The sequence below is a fragment of the Streptomyces sp. NK15101 genome (assembly GCF_020400725.1).
GTDB lineage: Bacteria > Actinomycetota > Actinomycetes > Streptomycetales > Streptomycetaceae > Streptomyces.
Map to the genome: position 1 here is coordinate 1 of NZ_JAINVG010000117.1, position 18,187 is coordinate 18,187.

The following is an 18,187-nucleotide window of genomic DNA, read 5'->3' on the forward strand; positions in this document are numbered from 1 at the left end:
TCCTGATCGCGGCGTACGGCGAGGTGTCGGCATGAGCGAGGCGCGTCCGGTTCTGGTCCTCAACGGCCCCAACCTGGGCCGTCTCGGCTCCCGCGAGCCCGACATCTACGGCGCCACCTCCTACAAGGGGCTCGTGGAGTCCTGCCAGGGCCTCGGCGCGGAGCTCGGCTTCGACGTCGAGGTGCGGGAGACCAACGACGAGGGCGAGATGATCCGCTGGCTCCACGAGGCCGCGGACGGCTCGATCCCCGTGGTGATCAACCCCGGTGCCTTCACGCACTACTCGTACGGGATGCGGGACGCCGCCGCGCAGCGGACCGCCCCGCTGATCGAGGTGCACATCTCCAACCCGTACACCCGTGAGCAGTTCCGGCACACCTCGGTCATCTCGGCCGTGGCGACCGGCACGATCGCCGGGTTCGGGATCGGCTCCTACCGGCTGGCGCTGCGGGCGCTCGCCGAGGAGATCGCCGGCTGACAGGGCACCAGGAGACGTCCCCGGCCGTTCCCCCTGTGGGGGCCGGGGGCGGTAACGTTCCGCCGTCCACGGACACACCGGTCCGGGGATCCGACAGGCCGTACGAGACGGAGTGGCACCGGATGCAGCACGCAGTGGGGGGTCCGCTGCCACCGCCCGAGCGGTCGGACCGGACGACCGGCCCCGGACCGGGACCCGCGCCCGGTTCCGCACCGGGCCCCGGGGCCGCCGGCGGGGACCTCGGCGGACAGCCGCCCGTTCCTCCGCCGGTCCCGCCGGGCACCCCGTACCCGGGGCCGGCGTCCGGGCCCCGGCTCGGCGTGCACCCGACCGTCCAGGCAGGCGCCCCCCGGCCCCCGCACGCCCCGCCGCCCGCCGGGCCGGGAGCGGGCTGGGGCGGCCCCGGAGGCATACCGCAGCACCCGCCGGCCCCCCAGCACCCCGCGGCTCCCCACCAGGCCGGCGCGCCGCACCCGGGGGCCCCGCAGCATCCCGCCGCCGGGCCGCAGCACCCCTCCTCCGCCCCGCCGCGCGCGGACCTGACCGGGCACGTGCCGCTCCCGCCCGTGAGCGCGCCCCCCGCGACGCCCGTCGAGCACGGCGCCGGGACCGGCACGGCCACCCTCGCCGTCCTGCTCATCGGCCCCGCGGGCGCGGGCAAGACGACCGTCGCCCGGCACTGGGCGCAGCGCCGCCGCGTGCCCACCGCGCACATCAGCCTCGACGACGTCCGCGAGTGGGTCTGCTCCGGCTTCGCCGACCCGCAGTCCGGCTGGAACGAGCACTCCGAGGCGCAGTACCGGCTCGCCCGTCGCACCTGCGGCTTCGCCGCGCGCAACTTCCTCGCCAACGGCATCTCCTGCATCGTCGACGACGCCGTCTTCCCGGACCGGCCCGTCGTCGGGCTCGGCGGCTGGAAGCGCCACGTCGGCCCCGGCCTGCTGCCCGTCGTCCTCCTGCCCGGCCTGGAGATCGTCCTGGAGCGCAACGCCGAGCGCAGCGGCAACCGGCGGCTCTCGGACGAGGAGGTCGCCGCCATCCACGGCCGGATGGCCGGCTGGTACGGCTCCGGCCTGCCGATCATCGACAACTCCACGTACGACGTCGAGACCACCGCGCGCGTCCTCGACGACGTCCTCGCCCGCGCGATCGCGAGCCCGCCCACCTGGTGACCCCGCTCGGACGGCTGTTCTGAACAGGACGCCCCGGCGCCGTGCTCGTAGGCTCGGAAGCATGTCAGAGGTGTATGCGGACCGCCGTGTACGGCTGCGCGACCGGTGCGCGGCCGCGGGCAGCCCGGCGGCCCTGGTCTCCCGCCCCGCCAACGTCCGCTATCTCGCGGGTGGTTCACCGCCCGGCGCCGTCCTGCTCGTCGGGCCGGAACCGGAGACGGACGTCCTGCTCTGTCCCGTCGCGCCCGGTGGCGAACCGGCCGACGGACGGCTCGACGAGCTCCTCCGGCAGCAGGTCATGCCCGCCGGAGGAGGCGATCCGGCGGTCACCGCCGTCGACCTCGCCCGCCGGGCCGGCGCCGACGCGCTGGCGGTCGAGGAGCACCACCTGACGGTGGCCCGGCACCGGGCCATGGGCTCCGTCGCCCCCGCCCTGCACCTCGCCGACCTCGCCTGCGCCGTGGAACAGCTCAGGATCGTCAAGGACGAGGACGAGATCGCCTGCCTGCGGATCGCGGCGGAGATCGCCGACCAGGCCCTCGGCGAGCTCCTGGAGTCGATCCTGGTGGGGCGGACCGAGCGCCACCTCGCCCTGGAACTGGAGCGGCGGCTCGTCGACCACGGCGCCGACGGGGCCGCGTTCCCCACCTCGGTGGGGACCGGCCCGCACTCCGGGCGCCGCGGGCACCGGCCCACCGACCGCCGGGTCGAGGAGGGCGATTTCCTCTCCGTCTGCCTGGGCGCGGACTACCGCGGCTACCGGTGCGAGATCGGCCGCACCTTCGTCATCGGCACCGCCCCCGCCGACTGGCAGATCGAGCTGTACGAGCTCGTCTTCGCCGCTCAGCGGGCCGGGCGCGAGTCCCTCGCGCCCGGCGCCGAGTACCGGGACGTGGACCGGGCGGCCCGCCAGATCCTGGACGCCGCGGGGCACACGGAGGCCGCCGTGCCCCTCACCGGGCACGGAGTGGGGCTCGAAATCGACGAGGACCCGCAGCTCTCACCCTCCGCCATGGGTAAACTGGACGCTTGTGTGCCGGTCACCGTCGAACCGGGGGTCCACCTCCCGGGCCGGGGCGGAGTCCGGATCGATGACACGCTCGTCGTACGCCAGGAGGCGGACGGCGGACCCGAGCTACTCACCATCACGACCAAGGAGCTGCTCGCGCTGTGAGGCGCGTACGCCTCCCAGGTCCCACGTCAGTCCAGGAGATTCCGCAACCGTGGCTTCCACGAACGACCTCAAGAACGGCATGGTGCTCAAGCTCGAAGGCGGCCAGCTCTGGTCCGTCGTCGAGTTCCAGCACGTCAAGCCCGGCAAGGGCCCGGCCTTCGTGCGCACCAAGCTCAAGCACGTGCTCTCCGGCAAGGTCGTCGACAAGACCTTCAACGCCGGCACGAAGGTCGAGACGGCCACCATCGACCGCCGTGACATGCAGTTCTCCTACATGGACGGCGACTACTTCGTCTTCATGGACATGGAGACCTACGACCAGCTGCACGTCGACCGCAAGACCGTCGGCGACACCGCCAACTTCCTGATCGAGGGCTTCGAGGCCTCCGTTTCGCAGCACGAGGGTGAGGTGCTCTCCGTCGAGCTCCCGGCCGCCGTCGAGCTCACCATCCAGCACACCGACCCGGGCGTCCAGGGCGACCGCTCCACCGGTGGCACCAAGCCCGCCACGCTGGAGACCGGTCACGAGATCCAGGTCCCGCTCTTCATCACCACCGGTGAGAAGATCAAGGTCGACACCCGCACCAGCGACTACCTCGGCCGGGTGAACAAGTAACCGTGGCCGCTCGGAGCAAGGCCCGCAAGCGCGCCTTCCAGATCCTCTTCGAGGCGGACCAGCGTGGTGCCTCCGTCCAGGAGGTTCTCGCGGACCAGGTCCGGCACGCGCGGTCGGACGACCGCCAGCCTCCGGTGAACGACTTCACCATGCAGCTGGTCGAGGGATACGCGGCCCACGTGGCGCGGATCGACGAGCTCATCGCGACCTACGCGGTGGACTGGGACCTCGACCGGATGCCCGTCGCCGACCGGAACATCGTGCGCCTCGGCGCGTACGAGCTGATCTGGGAGGACGAGACGCCCGACGCGGTCGCGATCGACGAGGCGGTGCAGCTCGCCAAGGAGTTCTCCACCGACGAGTCCCCGACCTTCGTCAACGGTCTGCTGGGGCGCTTCAAGGACCTGAAGCCGCGCCTGCGCCGGGACGCGGACGTCTAGTCCCGTACGGCACGCGAAGGGGCCCGCAGCATCGAATGCTGCGGGCCCCTTCGCGTACCCCTCGGGTCTCCGGTCGGGTCCCGGGGAAAAGCGCCGGGCCCGTGGACGTCGGATGACGTCCACGGGCCCGGCGGCGGTACGTTTCTGCTGCGCCCTCGTAAGGGGTCAGTTCTCCTCGTGGGCGACCGCGCGGCGCGCGTCCGCGTCCAGGACGCCCCAGCTGATCAGCTGCTCGGTGAGGACCGAGGGGGACTGGTCGTAGATGACGGCGAGCGTGCGCAGGTCGTCCTGGCGGATCGACAGCACCTTGCCGTTGTAGTCGCCGCGCTGCGACTGGATCGTCGCCGCGTAGCGCTGGAGCGGGCCCGCCTTCTCCTGCGGGACGTGGGCCAGGCGCTCCAGGTCGAGGACCAGCTTCGGCGGCGGCTCGGCGGCGCCGCCCGGGGTCGTGCCCGGCAGGAGCTCCTGCACCGGCACCCCGTAGAAGTCCGCCAGCTCGGCAAGACGCTGCACGGTCACCGCGCGGTCCCCGCGCTCGTACGAGCCGACCACGACCGCCTTCCAGCGGCCCTGGGACTTCTCCTCCACCCCGTGGAGCGAGAGACCCTGCTGGGTGCGGATGGCGCGGAGTTTGGCCCCGAGCTGCTTTGCGTATTCGCTGGACATAACGCTCCCGGACGCTGTGACGACATGCGGCTGCGCCGCGCGGCTGGTAACTCACTGTGAGGTTACGCAGCGTTACACCCACCCGTCAAGCCGAATGGTCCGTACCGCCCCCTCCCGGGGGACGGCGCCCGGAGGGGCGGCAGGGGTGCGCGAGAAACGGGGCTCCTACCCCTGGTAGAGTGAACGGCGCAAATCCGACGTCCTTTAAGAGCCGTCCCGTGAGGCGGAGAAGGAGGTCCGTTCTCCATGGACACCCAGCAGTACGGCGACGACGCGCGGCCCGTTCTCGAAGGCCCGGACATCGCGCGGGTCCTGACCCGCATCGCCCACGAGATCGTCGAGCGCGCCAAGGGCGCCGACGACGTGGTCCTCCTCGGCATCCCCACCCGTGGCGTCTTCCTCGCCCGCCGGCTCGCCGAGAAGCTCGAATCGATCACCGGCACCAAGATCCCGGTCGGCTCCCTCGACATCACCATGTACCGGGACGACCTGCGGATGAAGCCCGCCCGCGCCATCGGTCGCACCGAGATCCCCGGTGACGGCGTCGACGGCCGCCTCGTCGTCCTCGTCGACGACGTCCTCTTCTCCGGCCGCACCATCCGCGCCGCCCTCGACGCCCTGGGCGACATCGGCCGCCCGCGCGCCGTCCAGCTCGCGGTCCTCGTCGACCGCGGCCACCGCGAACTTCCGATCCGCGCCGACTACGTCGGAAAGAACCTCCCCACGTCGCTGCGGGAGACGGTCAAGGTCCAGCTCGCCGAGGAAGACGGTCGCGACACCGTCCTGCTCGGCAGCAAGCCCGCCTCCTGACCGGACCGGCACCCCCGACGGGGCCGGGGCACAGCCCTGCGCACCCGCATGCCCTCACCCTCCCACCACGGAGCGAAACCCCGATGATGCGTCACCTCATCTCGGCCGCCGACCTCACCCGCGACGACGCCGTCCAGATCCTCGACACCGCCGAGGAGATGGCCCGGGTGGCCGACCGGCCCATCAAGAAGCTGCCGACCCTGCGCGGCCGGACCGTCTGCAACCTCTTCTTCGAGGACTCCACCCGGACCCGGATCTCCTTCGAGGCCGCCGAGAAGCGGCTCTCCGCCGACGTCATCAACTTCGCGGCCAAGGGCTCCAGCGTCTCCAAGGGCGAGTCCCTCAAGGACACCGCGCAGACCCTGGAGGCCATGGGCGTCGACGCGGTCGTCATCCGGCACAGCGCCTCCGGTGCCCCGTACCGGCTCGCCACCTCCGGCTGGATCGACGCCCCCGTCATCAACGCCGGCGACGGCACCCACCAGCACCCCACCCAGGCCCTCCTCGACGCCTTCACCATGCGCCGCCGCCTCGTCGGCCGCGACGCCGGCCTCGGCCAGGACCTCGCCGGCAAGCGCATCACCCTGGTGGGCGACGTCCTGCACAGCCGGGTCGCCCGCTCCAACGTCGACCTGCTCCACACCCTCGGTGCCGAGGTCACCCTGGTGGCCCCGCCCACCCTGGTCCCCGTCGGCGTCGAGACCTGGCCCTGCGACGTCTCGTACGACCTCGACGGCGTGCTGCCGAAGTCCGACGCGGTGATGATGCTGCGTGTGCAGCGCGAGCGGATGAACGCCGCCTTCTTCCCGACAGAGCGCGAGTACTCGCGCCGCTACGGGCTCGACGGCGAGCGGATGGCGAAGATGCCCGAGCACGCCATCGTCATGCACCCCGGCCCCATGGTCCGCGGCATGGAGATCACCGCCGAGGTCGCCGACTCCGACCGCTGCACGGTCGTCGAGCAGGTCGCCAACGGCGTCTCCGTCCGGATGGCCGTCCTCTACCTGCTTCTGGGCGGCAACGAGTCCGCCACCACCCCCGCCCGTACCGAGGAGAGCAAGTGACCATGAGCAAGACCCTTATCCGCGGTGCGAAGGTCCTCGGCGGCGACGTCCAGGACGTCCTCATCGACGGCGAGACCATCGCCGAGCTCGGCACGGGCCTCTCCGCCGACGGCGCGACCGTGATCGAGGCCGACGGCCGGATCCTGCTGCCCGGCCTGGTCGACCTCCACACCCACCTGCGCGAGCCCGGCCGCGAGGACTCCGAGACCGTCCTCACCGGCACCCGCGCCGCCGCCTCCGGCGGCTACACCGCCGTCTTCGCCATGGCCAACACCCACCCGGTCGCCGACACCGCCGGCGTCGTCGAGCAGGTCTACCGCCTCGGCAAGGAGTCCGGCTACTGCGACGTCCAGCCCATCGGCGCCGTCACCGTCGGCCTGGAGGGCAAGAAGCTCGCCGAGCTCGGCGCCATGCACGACTCCGCCGCCGGCGTCACCGTCTTCTCCGACGACGGCAAGTGCGTCGACGACGCCGTGATCATGCGCCGCGCCCTGGAGTACGTGAAGGCCTTCGGCGGCGTCGTCGCCCAGCACGCCCAGGAGCCCCGCCTCACCGAGGGCGCCCAGATGAACGAGGGCGTCGTCTCCGCGGAGCTCGGCCTCGGCGGCTGGCCCGCCGTCGCCGAGGAGTCGATCATCGCCCGCGACGTCCTCCTCGCCGAGCACGTCGGCTCCCGCGTCCACATCTGCCACCTCTCCACCGCCGGCTCCGTCGAGATCGTCCGCTGGGCCAAGTCCCGCGGCATCGACGTCACCGCCGAGGTCACCCCGCACCACCTCCTCCTCACGGACGAGCTGGTCCGCTCGTACAACCCGGTCTACAAGGTCAACCCGCCGCTGCGCACCGAGAAGGACGTCCTCGCCCTGCGCGAGGCGCTGGCCGACGGCACGATCGACATCGTCGCCACCGACCACGCCCCGCACCCGCACGAGGACAAGGACTGCGAGTGGGCCGCGGCCGCCATGGGCATGGTCGGCCTGGAGACCGCCCTCTCCGTCGTCCAGCAGACGATGGTCGAGACCGGCCTCCTCGACTGGGCCGGCGTCGCCGACCGGATGTCCTTCGCGCCCGCCCGCATCGGGCGGGCCCAGGGCCACGGACGCCCCGTCTCGGCAGGTGAGCCCGCGAACCTGACGCTGGTCGATCCGGCTTACCGTGGTGTCGTGGACCCCGCGGACTTCGCCTCCCGCAGCCGCAACACCCCCTACGAGGGCCGTGAGCTGCCGGGACGCGTCACCCACACCTTCCTGCGGGGCCGGGCAACGGTCGTGGACGGGAAGCTGGCGTGACACCACTCATCGCAATCGCCGCAGAGGCCGCCGAACAGAGGTCGGCGGAGGTGACCGACTGGGCCGGGCGGCTCGGCTGGGTCGTCGGACTGCTGCTCTTCGTCGCCTTCGTGTACTGGCTCATGCGCCAGGGATGGAAGTGGCGCGGCAGCCTCCAGTCGGACCTGCCCGGGCTTCCCACCGCGCCCCCGGCGCCCGGTGAGGCCAGACTGACTCTCAGCGGGCGCTACCACGGGTCCACGACCGCCGGGCAGTGGCTCGACCGGATCGTCGCCCACGGCCTCGGCACCCGCAGCCGCGTCGAGCTCACGCTCACCGACGCCGGGATCGAGGTCGTCCGCCCCGGGGCGAACGACTTCTTCCTGCCGGCCGCCGTCCTGCGCGGGGCCCGCCTCGACAAGGGCATCGCAGGCAAGGTCCTCGCCGAGGACGGACTCCTGATCATCACCTGGGAGCACGGCGGCAAGCTGCTCGACTCCGGCTTCCGCTCCGACCGGGCCGCCGAGCACACGGCCTGGGTCGAGGCCCTCAACTCCATGAACGCCGTAACCACCACGACGGAAGGCATCGCACGATGACGACCTCCACCAGGGGAGCCGCCAAGGTTCCCGCCGTACTCGTCCTGGAGGACGGCCGCATCTTCCGCGGCCGCGCCTACGGGGCCGTGGGGGAGACCTTCGGCGAGGCCGTGTTCTCCACCGGCATGACCGGCTACCAGGAGACCCTCACGGACCCGTCGTACCACCGGCAGGTCGTGGTCATGACCGCCCCCCACGTCGGAAACACCGGCGTCAACGACGAGGACCCCGAGTCCGGCCGCATCTGGGTCTCCGGCTACGTCGTCCGCGACCCCGCCCGCGTCTCCTCCAACTGGCGCTCCCGGCGCTCGCTGGACGAGGAGCTGCGCAGCCAGGGCGTCGTCGGCATCCAGGGCGTCGACACCCGCGCCCTCACCCGCCACCTGCGCGAGAGCGGCGCCATGCGCGTCGGCATCTTCTCCGGCAGCGCGCTCCCCGACGAGGGCACCATGCTCGCCGAGGTCCGCCAGCAGCCCGAGATGAAGGGCGCGAACCTCTCCGCCGAGGTCGCCACCAAGGAGGCGTACGTCGTCCCCGCGATCGGCGAGAAGAAGTTCACCGTCGCCGCCGTCGACCTCGGCATCAAGGGCATGACCCCGCACCGGATGGCCGAGCGCGGCATCGAGGTCCACGTCCTCCCCGCCACCGCCACCGCCGAGGACGTCTACGCCGTCCAGCCCGACGGGGTCTTCTTCTCCAACGGCCCGGGCGACCCGGCCACCGCCGACGGCCCCGTCGCCGTCATGCAGGCCGTCCTGGAGCGCAAGACGCCGCTCTTCGGCATCTGCTTCGGCAACCAGATCCTCGGCCGCGCCCTCGGCTTCGGCACCTACAAGCTGAAGTACGGCCACCGGGGCATCAACCAGCCGGTGCAGGACCGCACCACCGGCAAGGTCGAGGTCACCGCGCACAACCACGGCTTCGCCGTCGACGCGCCCCTCGACAAGGTCTCCGACACCCCCTACGGGCGTACCGAGGTCTCCCACGTCTGCCTGAACGACAACGTCGTGGAAGGCCTCCAGCTGCTCGACCAGCCGGCCTTCTCCGTCCAGTACCACCCCGAGGCGGCCGCGGGCCCGCACGACGCCGCGTACCTCTTCGACCGCTTCGTATCCCTGATGGAGGCCGAGCGTGCCTAAGCGCACCGATATCCAGTCCGTCCTGGTCATCGGCTCCGGCCCGATCGTCATCGGCCAGGCCGCAGAGTTCGACTACTCCGGCACCCAGGCCTGCCGCATCCTCAAGGCCGAGGGCCTGCGGGTCATCCTGGTCAACTCCAACCCGGCGACGATCATGACCGACCCGGAGATCGCCGACGCCACGTACGTCGAGCCGATCACCCCCGAGTTCGTCGAGAAGATCATCGCCAAGGAGCGCCCCGACGCCCTCCTGCCCACCCTCGGCGGCCAGACCGCGCTCAACACCGCGATCTCCATGCACGAGCAGGGCGTCCTCGAGAAGTACGGCGTCGAGCTCATCGGCGCCAACGTCGAGGCCATCCACAAGGGCGAGGACCGCGACCTCTTCAAGGGCGTCGTCGAGGCCGTCAAGGCCAAGATCGGATACGGCGAGTCCGCCCGCTCCGTCATCTGCCACTCCATGGACGACGTCCTCAAGGGCGTCGAGACGCTCGGCGGCTACCCCGTCGTCGTCCGCCCCTCCTTCACCATGGGCGGCGCCGGCTCCGGCTTCGCCCACGACGAGGAGGAGCTGCGCCGCATCGCCGGCCAGGGCCTGACGCTCTCCCCGACCACCGAGGTGCTCCTGGAGGAGTCCATCCTCGGCTGGAAGGAGTACGAGCTGGAGCTGATGCGCGACAAGAACGACAACGTCGTGGTCGTCTGCTCCATCGAGAACTTCGACCCGATGGGCGTCCACACCGGCGACTCGATCACCGTCGCCCCGGCGATGACGCTCACCGACCGCGAGTACCAGCGCCTGCGCGACATCGGCATCGCGATCATCCGCGAGGTCGGCGTCGACACCGGCGGCTGCAACATCCAGTTCGCCGTCAACCCGGACGACGGCCGGATCATCGTCATCGAGATGAACCCGCGCGTCTCCCGCTCCTCGGCGCTCGCCTCCAAGGCGACCGGCTTCCCGATCGCCAAGATCGCGGCCCGTCTCGCCGTCGGCTACACGCTGGACGAGATCCCGAACGACATCACGGAGAAGACCCCGGCGTCCTTCGAGCCCACGCTCGACTACGTCGTCGTCAAGGCCCCGCGCTTCGCCTTCGAGAAGTTCCCGCAGGCCGACTCCACCCTCACCACCACCATGAAGTCGGTCGGCGAGGCCATGGCCATCGGCCGCAACTTCACCGAGGCCCTCCAGAAGGCCCTGCGCTCCCTGGAGAAGAAGGGCTCGCAGTTCACCTTCACCGGTGAGCCCGGCGACAAGGCCGAACTGCTCCGCGAGGCGGTCCGCCCGACCGACGGCCGCATCAACACGGTCATGCAGGCCATCCGCGCCGGAGCCACCCCGCAGGAGGTCTTCGACGCCACCAAGATCGACCCCTGGTTCGTCGACCAGCTCTTCCTGATCAAGGAGATCGCCGACGACCTGGCCGCCGCCGAGAAGCTCGAGCCCGAGCTGCTCGCCGAGGCCAAGCGCCACGGCTTCTCCGACGCCCAGATCGCCGAGATCCGCGGCCTGCGCGAGGACGTCGTCCGCGAGGTCCGGCACGCGCTCGGCGTCCGCCCGGTCTACAAGACGGTCGACACCTGCGCCGCCGAGTTCGCCGCCAAGACCCCGTACTTCTACTCGTCCTACGACGAGGAGTCCGAGGTCGCCCCGCGAGAGAAGCCCGCGGTGATCATCCTGGGCTCCGGCCCGAACCGCATCGGCCAGGGCATCGAGTTCGACTACTCCTGCGTCCACGCCTCCTTCGCCCTGAGCGACGCCGGCTACGAGACCGTGATGGTCAACTGCAACCCGGAGACCGTCTCGACGGACTACGACACCTCCGACCGCCTGTACTTCGAGCCGCTGACGCTGGAAGACGTGCTGGAGATCGTCCACGCCGAGACCCTCGCCGGCCCCGTCGCCGGTGTCGTCGTCCAGCTCGGCGGCCAGACCCCGCTGGGCCTGTCGCAGGCGCTCAAGGACAACGGCGTGCCGGTCGTCGGCACCTCCCCGGAGGCCATCCACGCCGCCGAGGACCGCGGCGCCTTCGGCCGCGTCCTCGCCGAGGCCGGGCTCCCCGCGCCGAAGCACGGCACCGCGACCACCTTCGCCGGCGCCAAGGCCATCGCCGACGAGATCGGCTACCCCGTCCTCGTACGCCCCTCGTACGTGCTCGGCGGCCGCGGCATGGAGATCGTGTACGACGAGGCCCGCCTGGAGTCGTACATCGCCGAGTCCACCGAGATCAGCCCCACCCGGCCGGTCCTGGTCGACCGCTTCCTCGACGACGCCATCGAGATCGACGTCGACGCGCTCTACGACGGCGAGGAGCTCTACCTCGGCGGCGTCATGGAGCACATCGAGGAAGCCGGCATCCACTCCGGCGACTCGGCCTGCGCCCTGCCCCCGATCACCCTCGGCGGCTTCGACATCAAGCGCCTGCGCGCCTCCACCGAGGCCATCGCCAAGGGCGTCGGCGTCCGCGGCCTGATCAACATCCAGTTCGCCATGGCCGGCGACATCCTCTACGTCCTGGAGGCCAACCCGCGCGCCTCCCGGACCGTCCCCTTCACCTCGAAGGCGACCGCCGTGCCGCTCGCGAAGGCCGCCGCCCGCATCTCGCTCGGCGCCACCATCGCCGAGCTGCGCGCCGAGGGCCTGCTGCCGAAGAACGGCGACGGCGGCACCCTGCCGCTCGACGCGCCGATCTCCGTCAAGGAGGCCGTGATGCCGTGGTCGCGCTTCCGCGACGTGCACGGCCGCGGCGTCGACACCGTCCTCGGCCCGGAGATGCGCTCCACCGGCGAGGTCATGGGCATCGACGCGGTCTTCGGCACGGCCTACGCCAAGTCGCAGGCCGGCGCCTACGGCCCGCTGCCCACCAAGGGCCGAGCGTTCATCTCGGTCGCCAACCGCGACAAGCGCTCGATGATCTTCCCGGCCCGCGAGCTCGTCGCCCACGGCTTCGAGCTGCTCGCCACCTCCGGCACCGCCGAGGTCCTCAAGCGGAACGGCATCAACGCCACGGTCGTCCGCAAGCTCAGCGAGGGCGAGGGCCCGAACGGCGAGAAGACCATCGTCCAGCTCATCCACGACGGCCAGGTCGACCTGATCGTCAACACCCCGTACGGCACCGGCGGCCGCCTCGACGGCTACGAGATCCGTACGGCCGCGGTGGCGCGCAGCGTCCCCTGCCTCACCACGGTCCAGGCGCTCGCCGCGGCCGTCCAGGGCATCGACGCGCTGAACCACGGCGACGTGGGCGTCCGCTCGCTCCAGGAGCACGCGGAGCACCTGACCGCGGCCCGCGACTAGCAGCCCGTACGAGGAGGGGGACACCGGCAGGACCTGCGGTGTCCCCCTCGTCATGACCTGGAGCCACAGCATGTACAAGTTCTTCTTCGACCTGGTCTTCAAGCGCATGGACCCCGAGAAGGCCCACTACATGGCCTTCCGCTGGATCCGCCTCGCCGCCCGGACCCCCGTCCTGCGCACTCTCGTCGCAGCCGTCCTCGACCCCCGCCACAAGTCGCTGCGCGTCGAGGCCCTGGGCCTCCGCATGCACGGCCCCTTCGGGCTCGCCGCCGGCTTCGACAAGAACGCCGTCGCCATCGACGGCATGTCGATGCTCGGCTTCGACCACGTCGAGATCGGCACCGTCACCGGCGAGGCCCAGCCCGGCAACCCCAAGAAGCGCCTCTTCCGGCTCGTCCCGGACCGCGCCCTGATCAACCGCATGGGCTTCAACAACGAGGGCTCCGCCGCCGTCGCCGCCCGCCTCGCCGCCCGCAACCCGGTCTTCAGGACCGTCGTCGGCGTCAACATCGGCAAGACCAAGGTCGTCCCCGAGGCCGAGGCCGCCGCCGACTACGTGAAGTCCACCGAGCGCCTCGCCGCCCACGCCGACTACCTCGTCGTCAACGTCTCCTCGCCCAACACCCCCGGGCTGCGCAACCTCCAGGCCACCGAGTCCCTGCGCCCGCTGCTCACCGCCGTCCGCGAGGCGGCCGACCGCACGGTCACCGACCGCCGGGTCCCCCTCCTGGTCAAGATCGCCCCCGACCTGGCCGACGAGGACGTCGACGCGGTCGCCGACCTCGCCCTGGAGCTCGGCCTCGACGGCATCATCGCCACCAACACCACCATCGCGCGCGAGGGCCTGGGCCTGAAGTCCGACCCCGCGCTGATCAAGGAGACCGGCGGCCTGTCCGGCGCGCCCGTCAAGGAGCGCTCCCTGGCCGTCCTGCGCCGCCTCCACGCGCGCGTGGGCGACCGCCTGGTCCTGGTCGGCGTCGGCGGCATCGAGAACGCCGAGGACGCCTGGCAGCGCATCCTCGCCGGCGCCACCCTCGTCCAGGGCTACAGCGCCTTCATCTACGAGGGCCCGTTCTACGCCCGCGCGATCCACAAGGGCCTCGCGGCGCGCCTCGCGGCCTCCCCGTACGCCACCCTCGCCGAGGCCGTCGGCGCCGACAACCGAAAGGCCGCCACCCAGTGACGCCCAACCCGTCGCCCGACCACCGCCCCTCATCGACGCCCTCCGGGCGGCCCCCGACCTTCGGCAGCCGTCTCCGCTCCGCCATGGACGAGCGCGGCCCGCTCTGCGTCGGCATCGACCCGCACGCCGCCCTGCTCGACTCCTGGGGCCTGACCGACGACATCGCCGGCCTGGAGCGCTTCACCTTCACCGTCGTCGAGGCCCTCGCCGAGACCGTGGCCGTCTTCAAGCCGCAGTCCGCCTTCTTCGAGCGCTTCGGCTCGCGCGGCATCGCCGTCCTGGAGCGCGCCACCGCCGATCTGCGCGCGGCGGGCGGCCTGGTCGTCATGGACGCCAAGCGCGGCGACATCGGCTCCACCATGGCCGCGTACGCGGAGACCTTCCTGCGCAAGGACTCCCCGCTCTTCTCCGACGCGCTGACGGTCTCCCCGTACCTCGGCTACGGCGCCCTCAAGCCCGCCGTCGACCTGGCCCGGGAGTCCGGCGCCGGTCTCTTCGTGCTGGCCCTCACCTCCAACCCGGAGGGCGCCGAGGTCCAGCGGGCGGTCCGCGAGGACGGCCGCACCATCGGCGCGACCATGCTCGCCCACCTCGCCGAGGAGAACGCGGGGGAGACCCCGATGGGCTCCTTCGGCGCGGTCGTCGGCGCCACCCTCGGCGACCTGTCCTCCTTCGACCTGGACATCAACGGGCCGCTCCTCGCCCCCGGCATCGGCGCCCAGGGCGCGACCCCCGCCGACCTGCCGGCCGTCTTCGGCGCGGCGGTCGGCAACGTCGTCCCGAACGTCAGCCGCGGCGTCCTGCGCAACGGCCCGGACGTGGCCGCCCTGCGGGACTCGGCGCACCGCTACGCGGACGAGATCCGCGCGGCCGTCGCCCGCTGACGCGTCTCCCGGACAATCCGCAGGTCGGAGCGGACGGGGTGCCCGGCGGTGAGTCGTCTCACTCCTTGACGAAAACTTGGCTCAAAAGCGGGTCTATATGCCGGAAAAGTCCTGGTCGGTCGATGCTGACCAGGACTTTTCCGCTGTTCTCGCTGACTGGAGCGGTCTCGGCCGCTAGTCTCCGGGGCAGAGCAGGCGTTCAACGACCACTCCGTTGATCGTTGCTCCACTGGTGTGGGGCGACTTAGGTTCCTCACCGGTCCGTATCCGACAGATCGACATCCGAGGTGACGTAGGCGTGGCTCTTCCGCCCCTTACCCCTGAACAGCGCGCAGCCGCGCTCGAAAAGGCCGCCGCGGCTCGCCGGGAGCGGGCCGAGGTCAAGAATCGACTCAAGCACTCCGGCGCCTCCCTCCACGAGGTCATCAAGAGCGGCCAGGAGAACGACGTCATCGGCAAGATGAAGGTCTCCGCGCTGCTCGAGTCGCTGCCCGGCGTCGGCAAGGTCCGCGCCAAGCAGATCATGGAGCGCCTCGGCATCTCCGAGAGCCGTCGCGTCCGTGGTCTCGGCTCCAACCAGATCGCCTCCCTGGAGCGCGAGTTCGGCAGCACCGGCGCCTGATCCGGCGACCGGTCCGGCCTGCGATCCGGGACGGGCGTCCCGGGCATGCCGGTGAAGCTGGAATAATCGCTGCATGGCAGCAGAGGTACGTCCGCGGTTGACCGTGCTCTCCGGCCCCTCAGGGGTGGGCAAGAGCACGGTCGTCGCTCATATGCGCAAGGTCCACCCCGAGGTCTGGCTCTCGGTGTCGGCGACGACCCGGAAGCCCCGCCCCGGCGAGAAGCACGGCGTCCACTACTTCTTCGTCGCGGACGACGAGTTCGACAAGCTGATCGCCAACGGCGAGCTCCTCGAGTGGGCCGAGTTCGCGGGCAACCGCTACGGCACCCCCCGCGGGGCCGTACTCGAACGACTGGACGCCGGCGAGCCCGTGCTCCTGGAGATCGACCTCCAGGGCGCCCGCCAGGTGAAGGACTCCATGCCGGAGTCCCAGCTGGTCTTCCTCGCCCCGCCGAGCTGGGAGGAGCTGGTCCGCCGGCTCACCGGCCGCGGCACCGAGTCGCCGGAGGTCATCGAGCGCCGGCTGGAGGCCGCGAAGGTCGAACTGGCCGCCGAGTCGGAGTTCGACACCACCCTCGTCAACACCTCCGTCGAGGACGTCGCACGCGAGCTGCTAACGTTGATGCACGTTGTCTGATCTTTTTTCCATCTTCGGAAGGTAGAGCGTGTCCTCTTCCATCACCGCGCCCGAGGGCATCATCAACCCGCCGATCGACGAGCTGCTCGAGGCCACGGACTCGAAGTACAGCCTCGTGATCTACGCGGCCAAGCGCGCGCGTCAGATCAACGCGTACTACTCCCAGCTCGGCGAGGGCCTGCTGGAGTACGTGGGTCCGCTCGTCGACACCCACGTCCACGAGAAGCCGCTCTCGATCGCCCTGCGCGAGATCAACGCGGGTCTGCTGACGTCCGAGGCCATCGAGGGCCCCGCGCAGTAAGCACACAGCGCTTGTAACGCTTGTCACCACAGGCCCGGCGGAACATCCGCCGGGCCTGTGGTGTCTCATGGAGTCGTACGCATCCGAGTGCGGGGAGCAACAGTGAGCGTGGTGGCCAAGCCGAAGGTCGTCCTGGGCGTGAGCGGCGGCATCGCCGCCTACAAGGCGTGCGAGCTGCTGCGCCGGCTGACCGAGTCGGGTCACGACGTGCGCGTCGTGCCCACCGACTCCGCCCTCCACTTCGTCGGCGCCGCCACTTGGTCCGCGCTCTCCGGCAACCCGGTCTCCACCGAGGTGTGGGAGTCCGTCCACGAGGTCCCGCACGTGCGGATCGGCCAGGCCGCCGACCTCGTCGTCGTCGCCCCCGCCACCGCCGACATGCTCGCCAAGGCCGCCCACGGCCTCGCGGACGACCTGCTCACCAACACGCTGCTCACCGCGCGCTGTCCGGTCGTCTTCGCCCCCGCCATGCACACCGAGATGTGGGAGCACCCGGCGACCCAGGAGAACGTGGCCACCCTGCGCCGCCGCGGCGCCGTCGTCATCGAGCCCGCCGTCGGCCGCCTCACCGGCGTCGACACCGGCAAGGGCCGGCTCCCGGAGCCGGGGGAGATCTTCGAGGTCTGCAAGCGGATCCTGGCCCGCGGCACCGCGGCGCCCGACCTCGCCGGACGCCACGTCGTGGTCAGCGCGGGCGGCACCCGCGAGCCCCTCGACCCGGTCCGCTACCTCGGCAACCGCTCTTCGGGGAAGCAGGGCTACGCCCTCGCCAAGGCCGCCGCCGCCCGCGGTGCCCGCGTCACCCTCGTCGAGGCGAACACCGGCATCCCCGATCCCGCCGGCGTCGACGTGGTCCACGTCGGCACCGCCGTCCAGCTCCGCGAGGCCGTCCTCAAGGCCGCCGCCGACGCCGACGCGGTCGTGATGGCCGCCGCCGTCGCCGACTTCCGCCCGGCCGTCTACGCCCCCGGGAAGATCAAGAAGACGGACGACGGGGGCGCGCCCACGATCGAACTCGTCCGCAATCCCGACATCCTCGCCGAGCTGTCCGCCGACCGCGCCCTGCCCGGCCAGGTGGTCGTCGGTTTCGCCGCCGAGACCGACGACGTCCTCGCCAACGGGCGCGCGAAGCTCCACCGGAAGGGCTGCGACCTCCTCGTCGTCAACGAGGTCGGGGAGCGGAAGACCTTCGGCTCCGAGGAGAACGAGGCCGTCGTCCTCGCGTCGGACGGCGCCGAGACCCCCGTGCCGTACGGGCCGAAGGAAGCGCTCGCCGAGACGGTCTGGGACCTGGTCCTGCCGCGGCTGCGCCCCGCGACCTGACGCATCCCGGCCGCCCCCGCGGCGGACTTCGGGGGCCGGGACGACCTCGCCCCGGGGGCGCGGACCGCCTCCGGGGGAGGTGCGAAACACCGCCTGACGAGTGATTTGCGCCCCACGCCGGTGGGCAGGTCTGCCATGCCGGAGGCCGGTTCCGCCCGTTCACCGGCATTCGCCAGGCGAGACACCTGGTCCATTGCACGACCACGACCGATAGACTGTTCGTGGAACGTCGCGGGGCGCAGCCCCCTGCCGGTCCGCGTCACGAGTAGCCAGCAGCCGCTGCAACCCCAGGGAGCGTTGTGTCCCGTCGTCTGTTCACCTCGGAGTCCGTCACCGAGGGCCACCCCGACAAGATCGCTGACCAGATCAGCGACACCATTCTCGACGCGCTGCTGCGCGAGGACCCCACCTCGCGCGTCGCCGTCGAGACGCTGATCACCACCGGTCTGGTGCACGTCGCCGGTGAGGTGACCACCAAGGCGTGGGCGGACATCCCGACCCTCGTCCGGA

Annotated in this window: 19 protein-coding genes; 18 read left to right on the forward strand and 1 reads right to left on the reverse strand. The window is 71.5% G+C overall.

The window, feature by feature from the left end; all coding sequences use genetic code 11:
* Positions 1-31 precede the first annotated feature (31 nt).
* The 5 genes from aroQ to nusB all read left to right on the forward strand — a co-directional run bounded on the left by aroQ (position 32) and on the right by nusB (position 3,880).
* Positions 32-478 carry a type II 3-dehydroquinate dehydratase gene (gene aroQ / locus K7G60_RS35315; RefSeq protein WP_225805052.1) on the forward strand — a complete coding sequence of 149 codons (447 nt, stop codon included), beginning with the start codon at positions 32-34 and terminating at the stop codon, positions 476-478.
* 122 nt (positions 479-600) lie between these two features.
* Positions 601-1,650, forward strand: a complete 1,050-nt coding sequence (locus K7G60_RS35320) for an AAA family ATPase (RefSeq protein WP_225805053.1) — start codon at positions 601-603, stop codon at positions 1,648-1,650.
* A gap of 61 nt (positions 1,651-1,711) precedes the next feature.
* Positions 1,712-2,824, forward strand: coding sequence for an aminopeptidase P family protein (locus tag K7G60_RS35325; protein WP_225805054.1), 1,113 nt, complete (start codon positions 1,712-1,714; stop codon positions 2,822-2,824).
* A gap of 49 nt (positions 2,825-2,873) precedes the next feature.
* Positions 2,874-3,440, forward strand: coding sequence for an elongation factor P (gene efp, locus K7G60_RS35330; RefSeq protein ID WP_225805055.1), 567 nt, complete (start codon positions 2,874-2,876; stop codon positions 3,438-3,440).
* 2 nt (positions 3,441-3,442) lie between these two features.
* Positions 3,443-3,880 (forward strand): transcription antitermination factor NusB, encoded by a 438-nt coding sequence (nusB, locus tag K7G60_RS35335; RefSeq protein ID WP_030693089.1) that lies wholly within the window; start codon positions 3,443-3,445, stop codon positions 3,878-3,880.
* Between the two features lie 165 nt (positions 3,881-4,045).
* Here nusB and bldD read toward each other — a convergent pair whose 3' ends face one another.
* Positions 4,046-4,546: a transcriptional regulator BldD gene (bldD, locus tag K7G60_RS35340; protein ID WP_015032294.1), complete on the reverse strand. Its 501-nt coding sequence runs from the start codon at positions 4,544-4,546 to the stop codon at positions 4,046-4,048.
* 246 nt (positions 4,547-4,792) lie between these two features.
* Here bldD and pyrR point away from each other — a divergent pair, with 246 nt between their 5' ends.
* From pyrR to K7G60_RS35405, 13 genes are all read left to right on the forward strand, one after another.
* The gene (gene pyrR, locus K7G60_RS35345) at positions 4,793-5,356 is read left to right on the forward strand and encodes a bifunctional pyr operon transcriptional regulator/uracil phosphoribosyltransferase PyrR (RefSeq protein WP_123450343.1); all 564 of its coding nucleotides are present in this window, start codon (positions 4,793-4,795) and stop codon (positions 5,354-5,356) included.
* An 83-nt stretch (positions 5,357-5,439) separates the two neighbouring features.
* Positions 5,440-6,420 carry an aspartate carbamoyltransferase catalytic subunit gene (locus tag K7G60_RS35350; protein ID WP_225805056.1) on the forward strand — a complete coding sequence of 327 codons (981 nt, stop codon included), beginning with the start codon at positions 5,440-5,442 and terminating at the stop codon, positions 6,418-6,420.
* Positions 6,421-6,422: 2 nt separating this feature from the next.
* Positions 6,423-7,709 (forward strand): dihydroorotase, encoded by a 1,287-nt coding sequence (locus tag K7G60_RS35355; protein ID WP_225805057.1) that lies wholly within the window; start codon positions 6,423-6,425, stop codon positions 7,707-7,709.
* Entirely contained in the window at positions 7,706-8,287 is a 582-nt protein-coding gene (locus tag K7G60_RS35360; protein ID WP_225805058.1) for a hypothetical protein, read from the forward strand. Before K7G60_RS35355 ends, K7G60_RS35360 begins: the two co-directional genes overlap by 4 nt.
* Entirely contained in the window at positions 8,284-9,426 is a 1,143-nt protein-coding gene (gene carA / locus K7G60_RS35365) for a glutamine-hydrolyzing carbamoyl-phosphate synthase small subunit (protein ID WP_225805059.1), read from the forward strand. Before K7G60_RS35360 ends, carA begins: the two co-directional genes overlap by 4 nt.
* Positions 9,419-12,727, forward strand: coding sequence for a carbamoyl-phosphate synthase large subunit (gene carB / locus K7G60_RS35370; RefSeq protein WP_225805060.1), 3,309 nt, complete (start codon positions 9,419-9,421; stop codon positions 12,725-12,727). The genes carA and carB overlap by 8 nt, the downstream gene beginning before the upstream one ends.
* Before the next feature lie 70 nt (positions 12,728-12,797).
* Positions 12,798-13,910: a quinone-dependent dihydroorotate dehydrogenase gene (locus K7G60_RS35375; RefSeq protein ID WP_225805064.1), complete on the forward strand. Its 1,113-nt coding sequence runs from the start codon at positions 12,798-12,800 to the stop codon at positions 13,908-13,910.
* Positions 13,907-14,794 (forward strand): orotidine-5'-phosphate decarboxylase, encoded by an 888-nt coding sequence (gene pyrF, locus K7G60_RS35380; RefSeq protein WP_225805061.1) that lies wholly within the window; start codon positions 13,907-13,909, stop codon positions 14,792-14,794. Before K7G60_RS35375 ends, pyrF begins: the two co-directional genes overlap by 4 nt.
* Positions 14,795-15,092: 298 nt before the next feature.
* Positions 15,093-15,416: an integration host factor gene (locus K7G60_RS35385; RefSeq protein ID WP_030693098.1), complete on the forward strand. Its 324-nt coding sequence runs from the start codon at positions 15,093-15,095 to the stop codon at positions 15,414-15,416.
* A 73-nt stretch (positions 15,417-15,489) separates the two neighbouring features.
* Positions 15,490-16,053 (forward strand): guanylate kinase, encoded by a 564-nt coding sequence (gene gmk, locus K7G60_RS35390; RefSeq protein ID WP_225805062.1) that lies wholly within the window; start codon positions 15,490-15,492, stop codon positions 16,051-16,053.
* A gap of 28 nt (positions 16,054-16,081) precedes the next feature.
* On the forward strand, positions 16,082-16,354 hold the full coding sequence (gene rpoZ, locus K7G60_RS35395) for a DNA-directed RNA polymerase subunit omega (RefSeq protein ID WP_005319902.1): 273 nt from the start codon (positions 16,082-16,084) through the stop codon (positions 16,352-16,354).
* 111 nt (positions 16,355-16,465) lie between these two features.
* Entirely contained in the window at positions 16,466-17,677 is a 1,212-nt protein-coding gene (coaBC, locus tag K7G60_RS35400) for a bifunctional phosphopantothenoylcysteine decarboxylase/phosphopantothenate--cysteine ligase CoaBC (protein ID WP_225805063.1), read from the forward strand.
* Positions 17,678-17,976: 299 nt separating this feature from the next.
* On the forward strand, positions 17,977-18,187 hold a 211-nt coding region (locus K7G60_RS35405), incomplete at its 3' end, for an S-adenosylmethionine synthetase N-terminal domain-containing protein (RefSeq protein WP_308083031.1).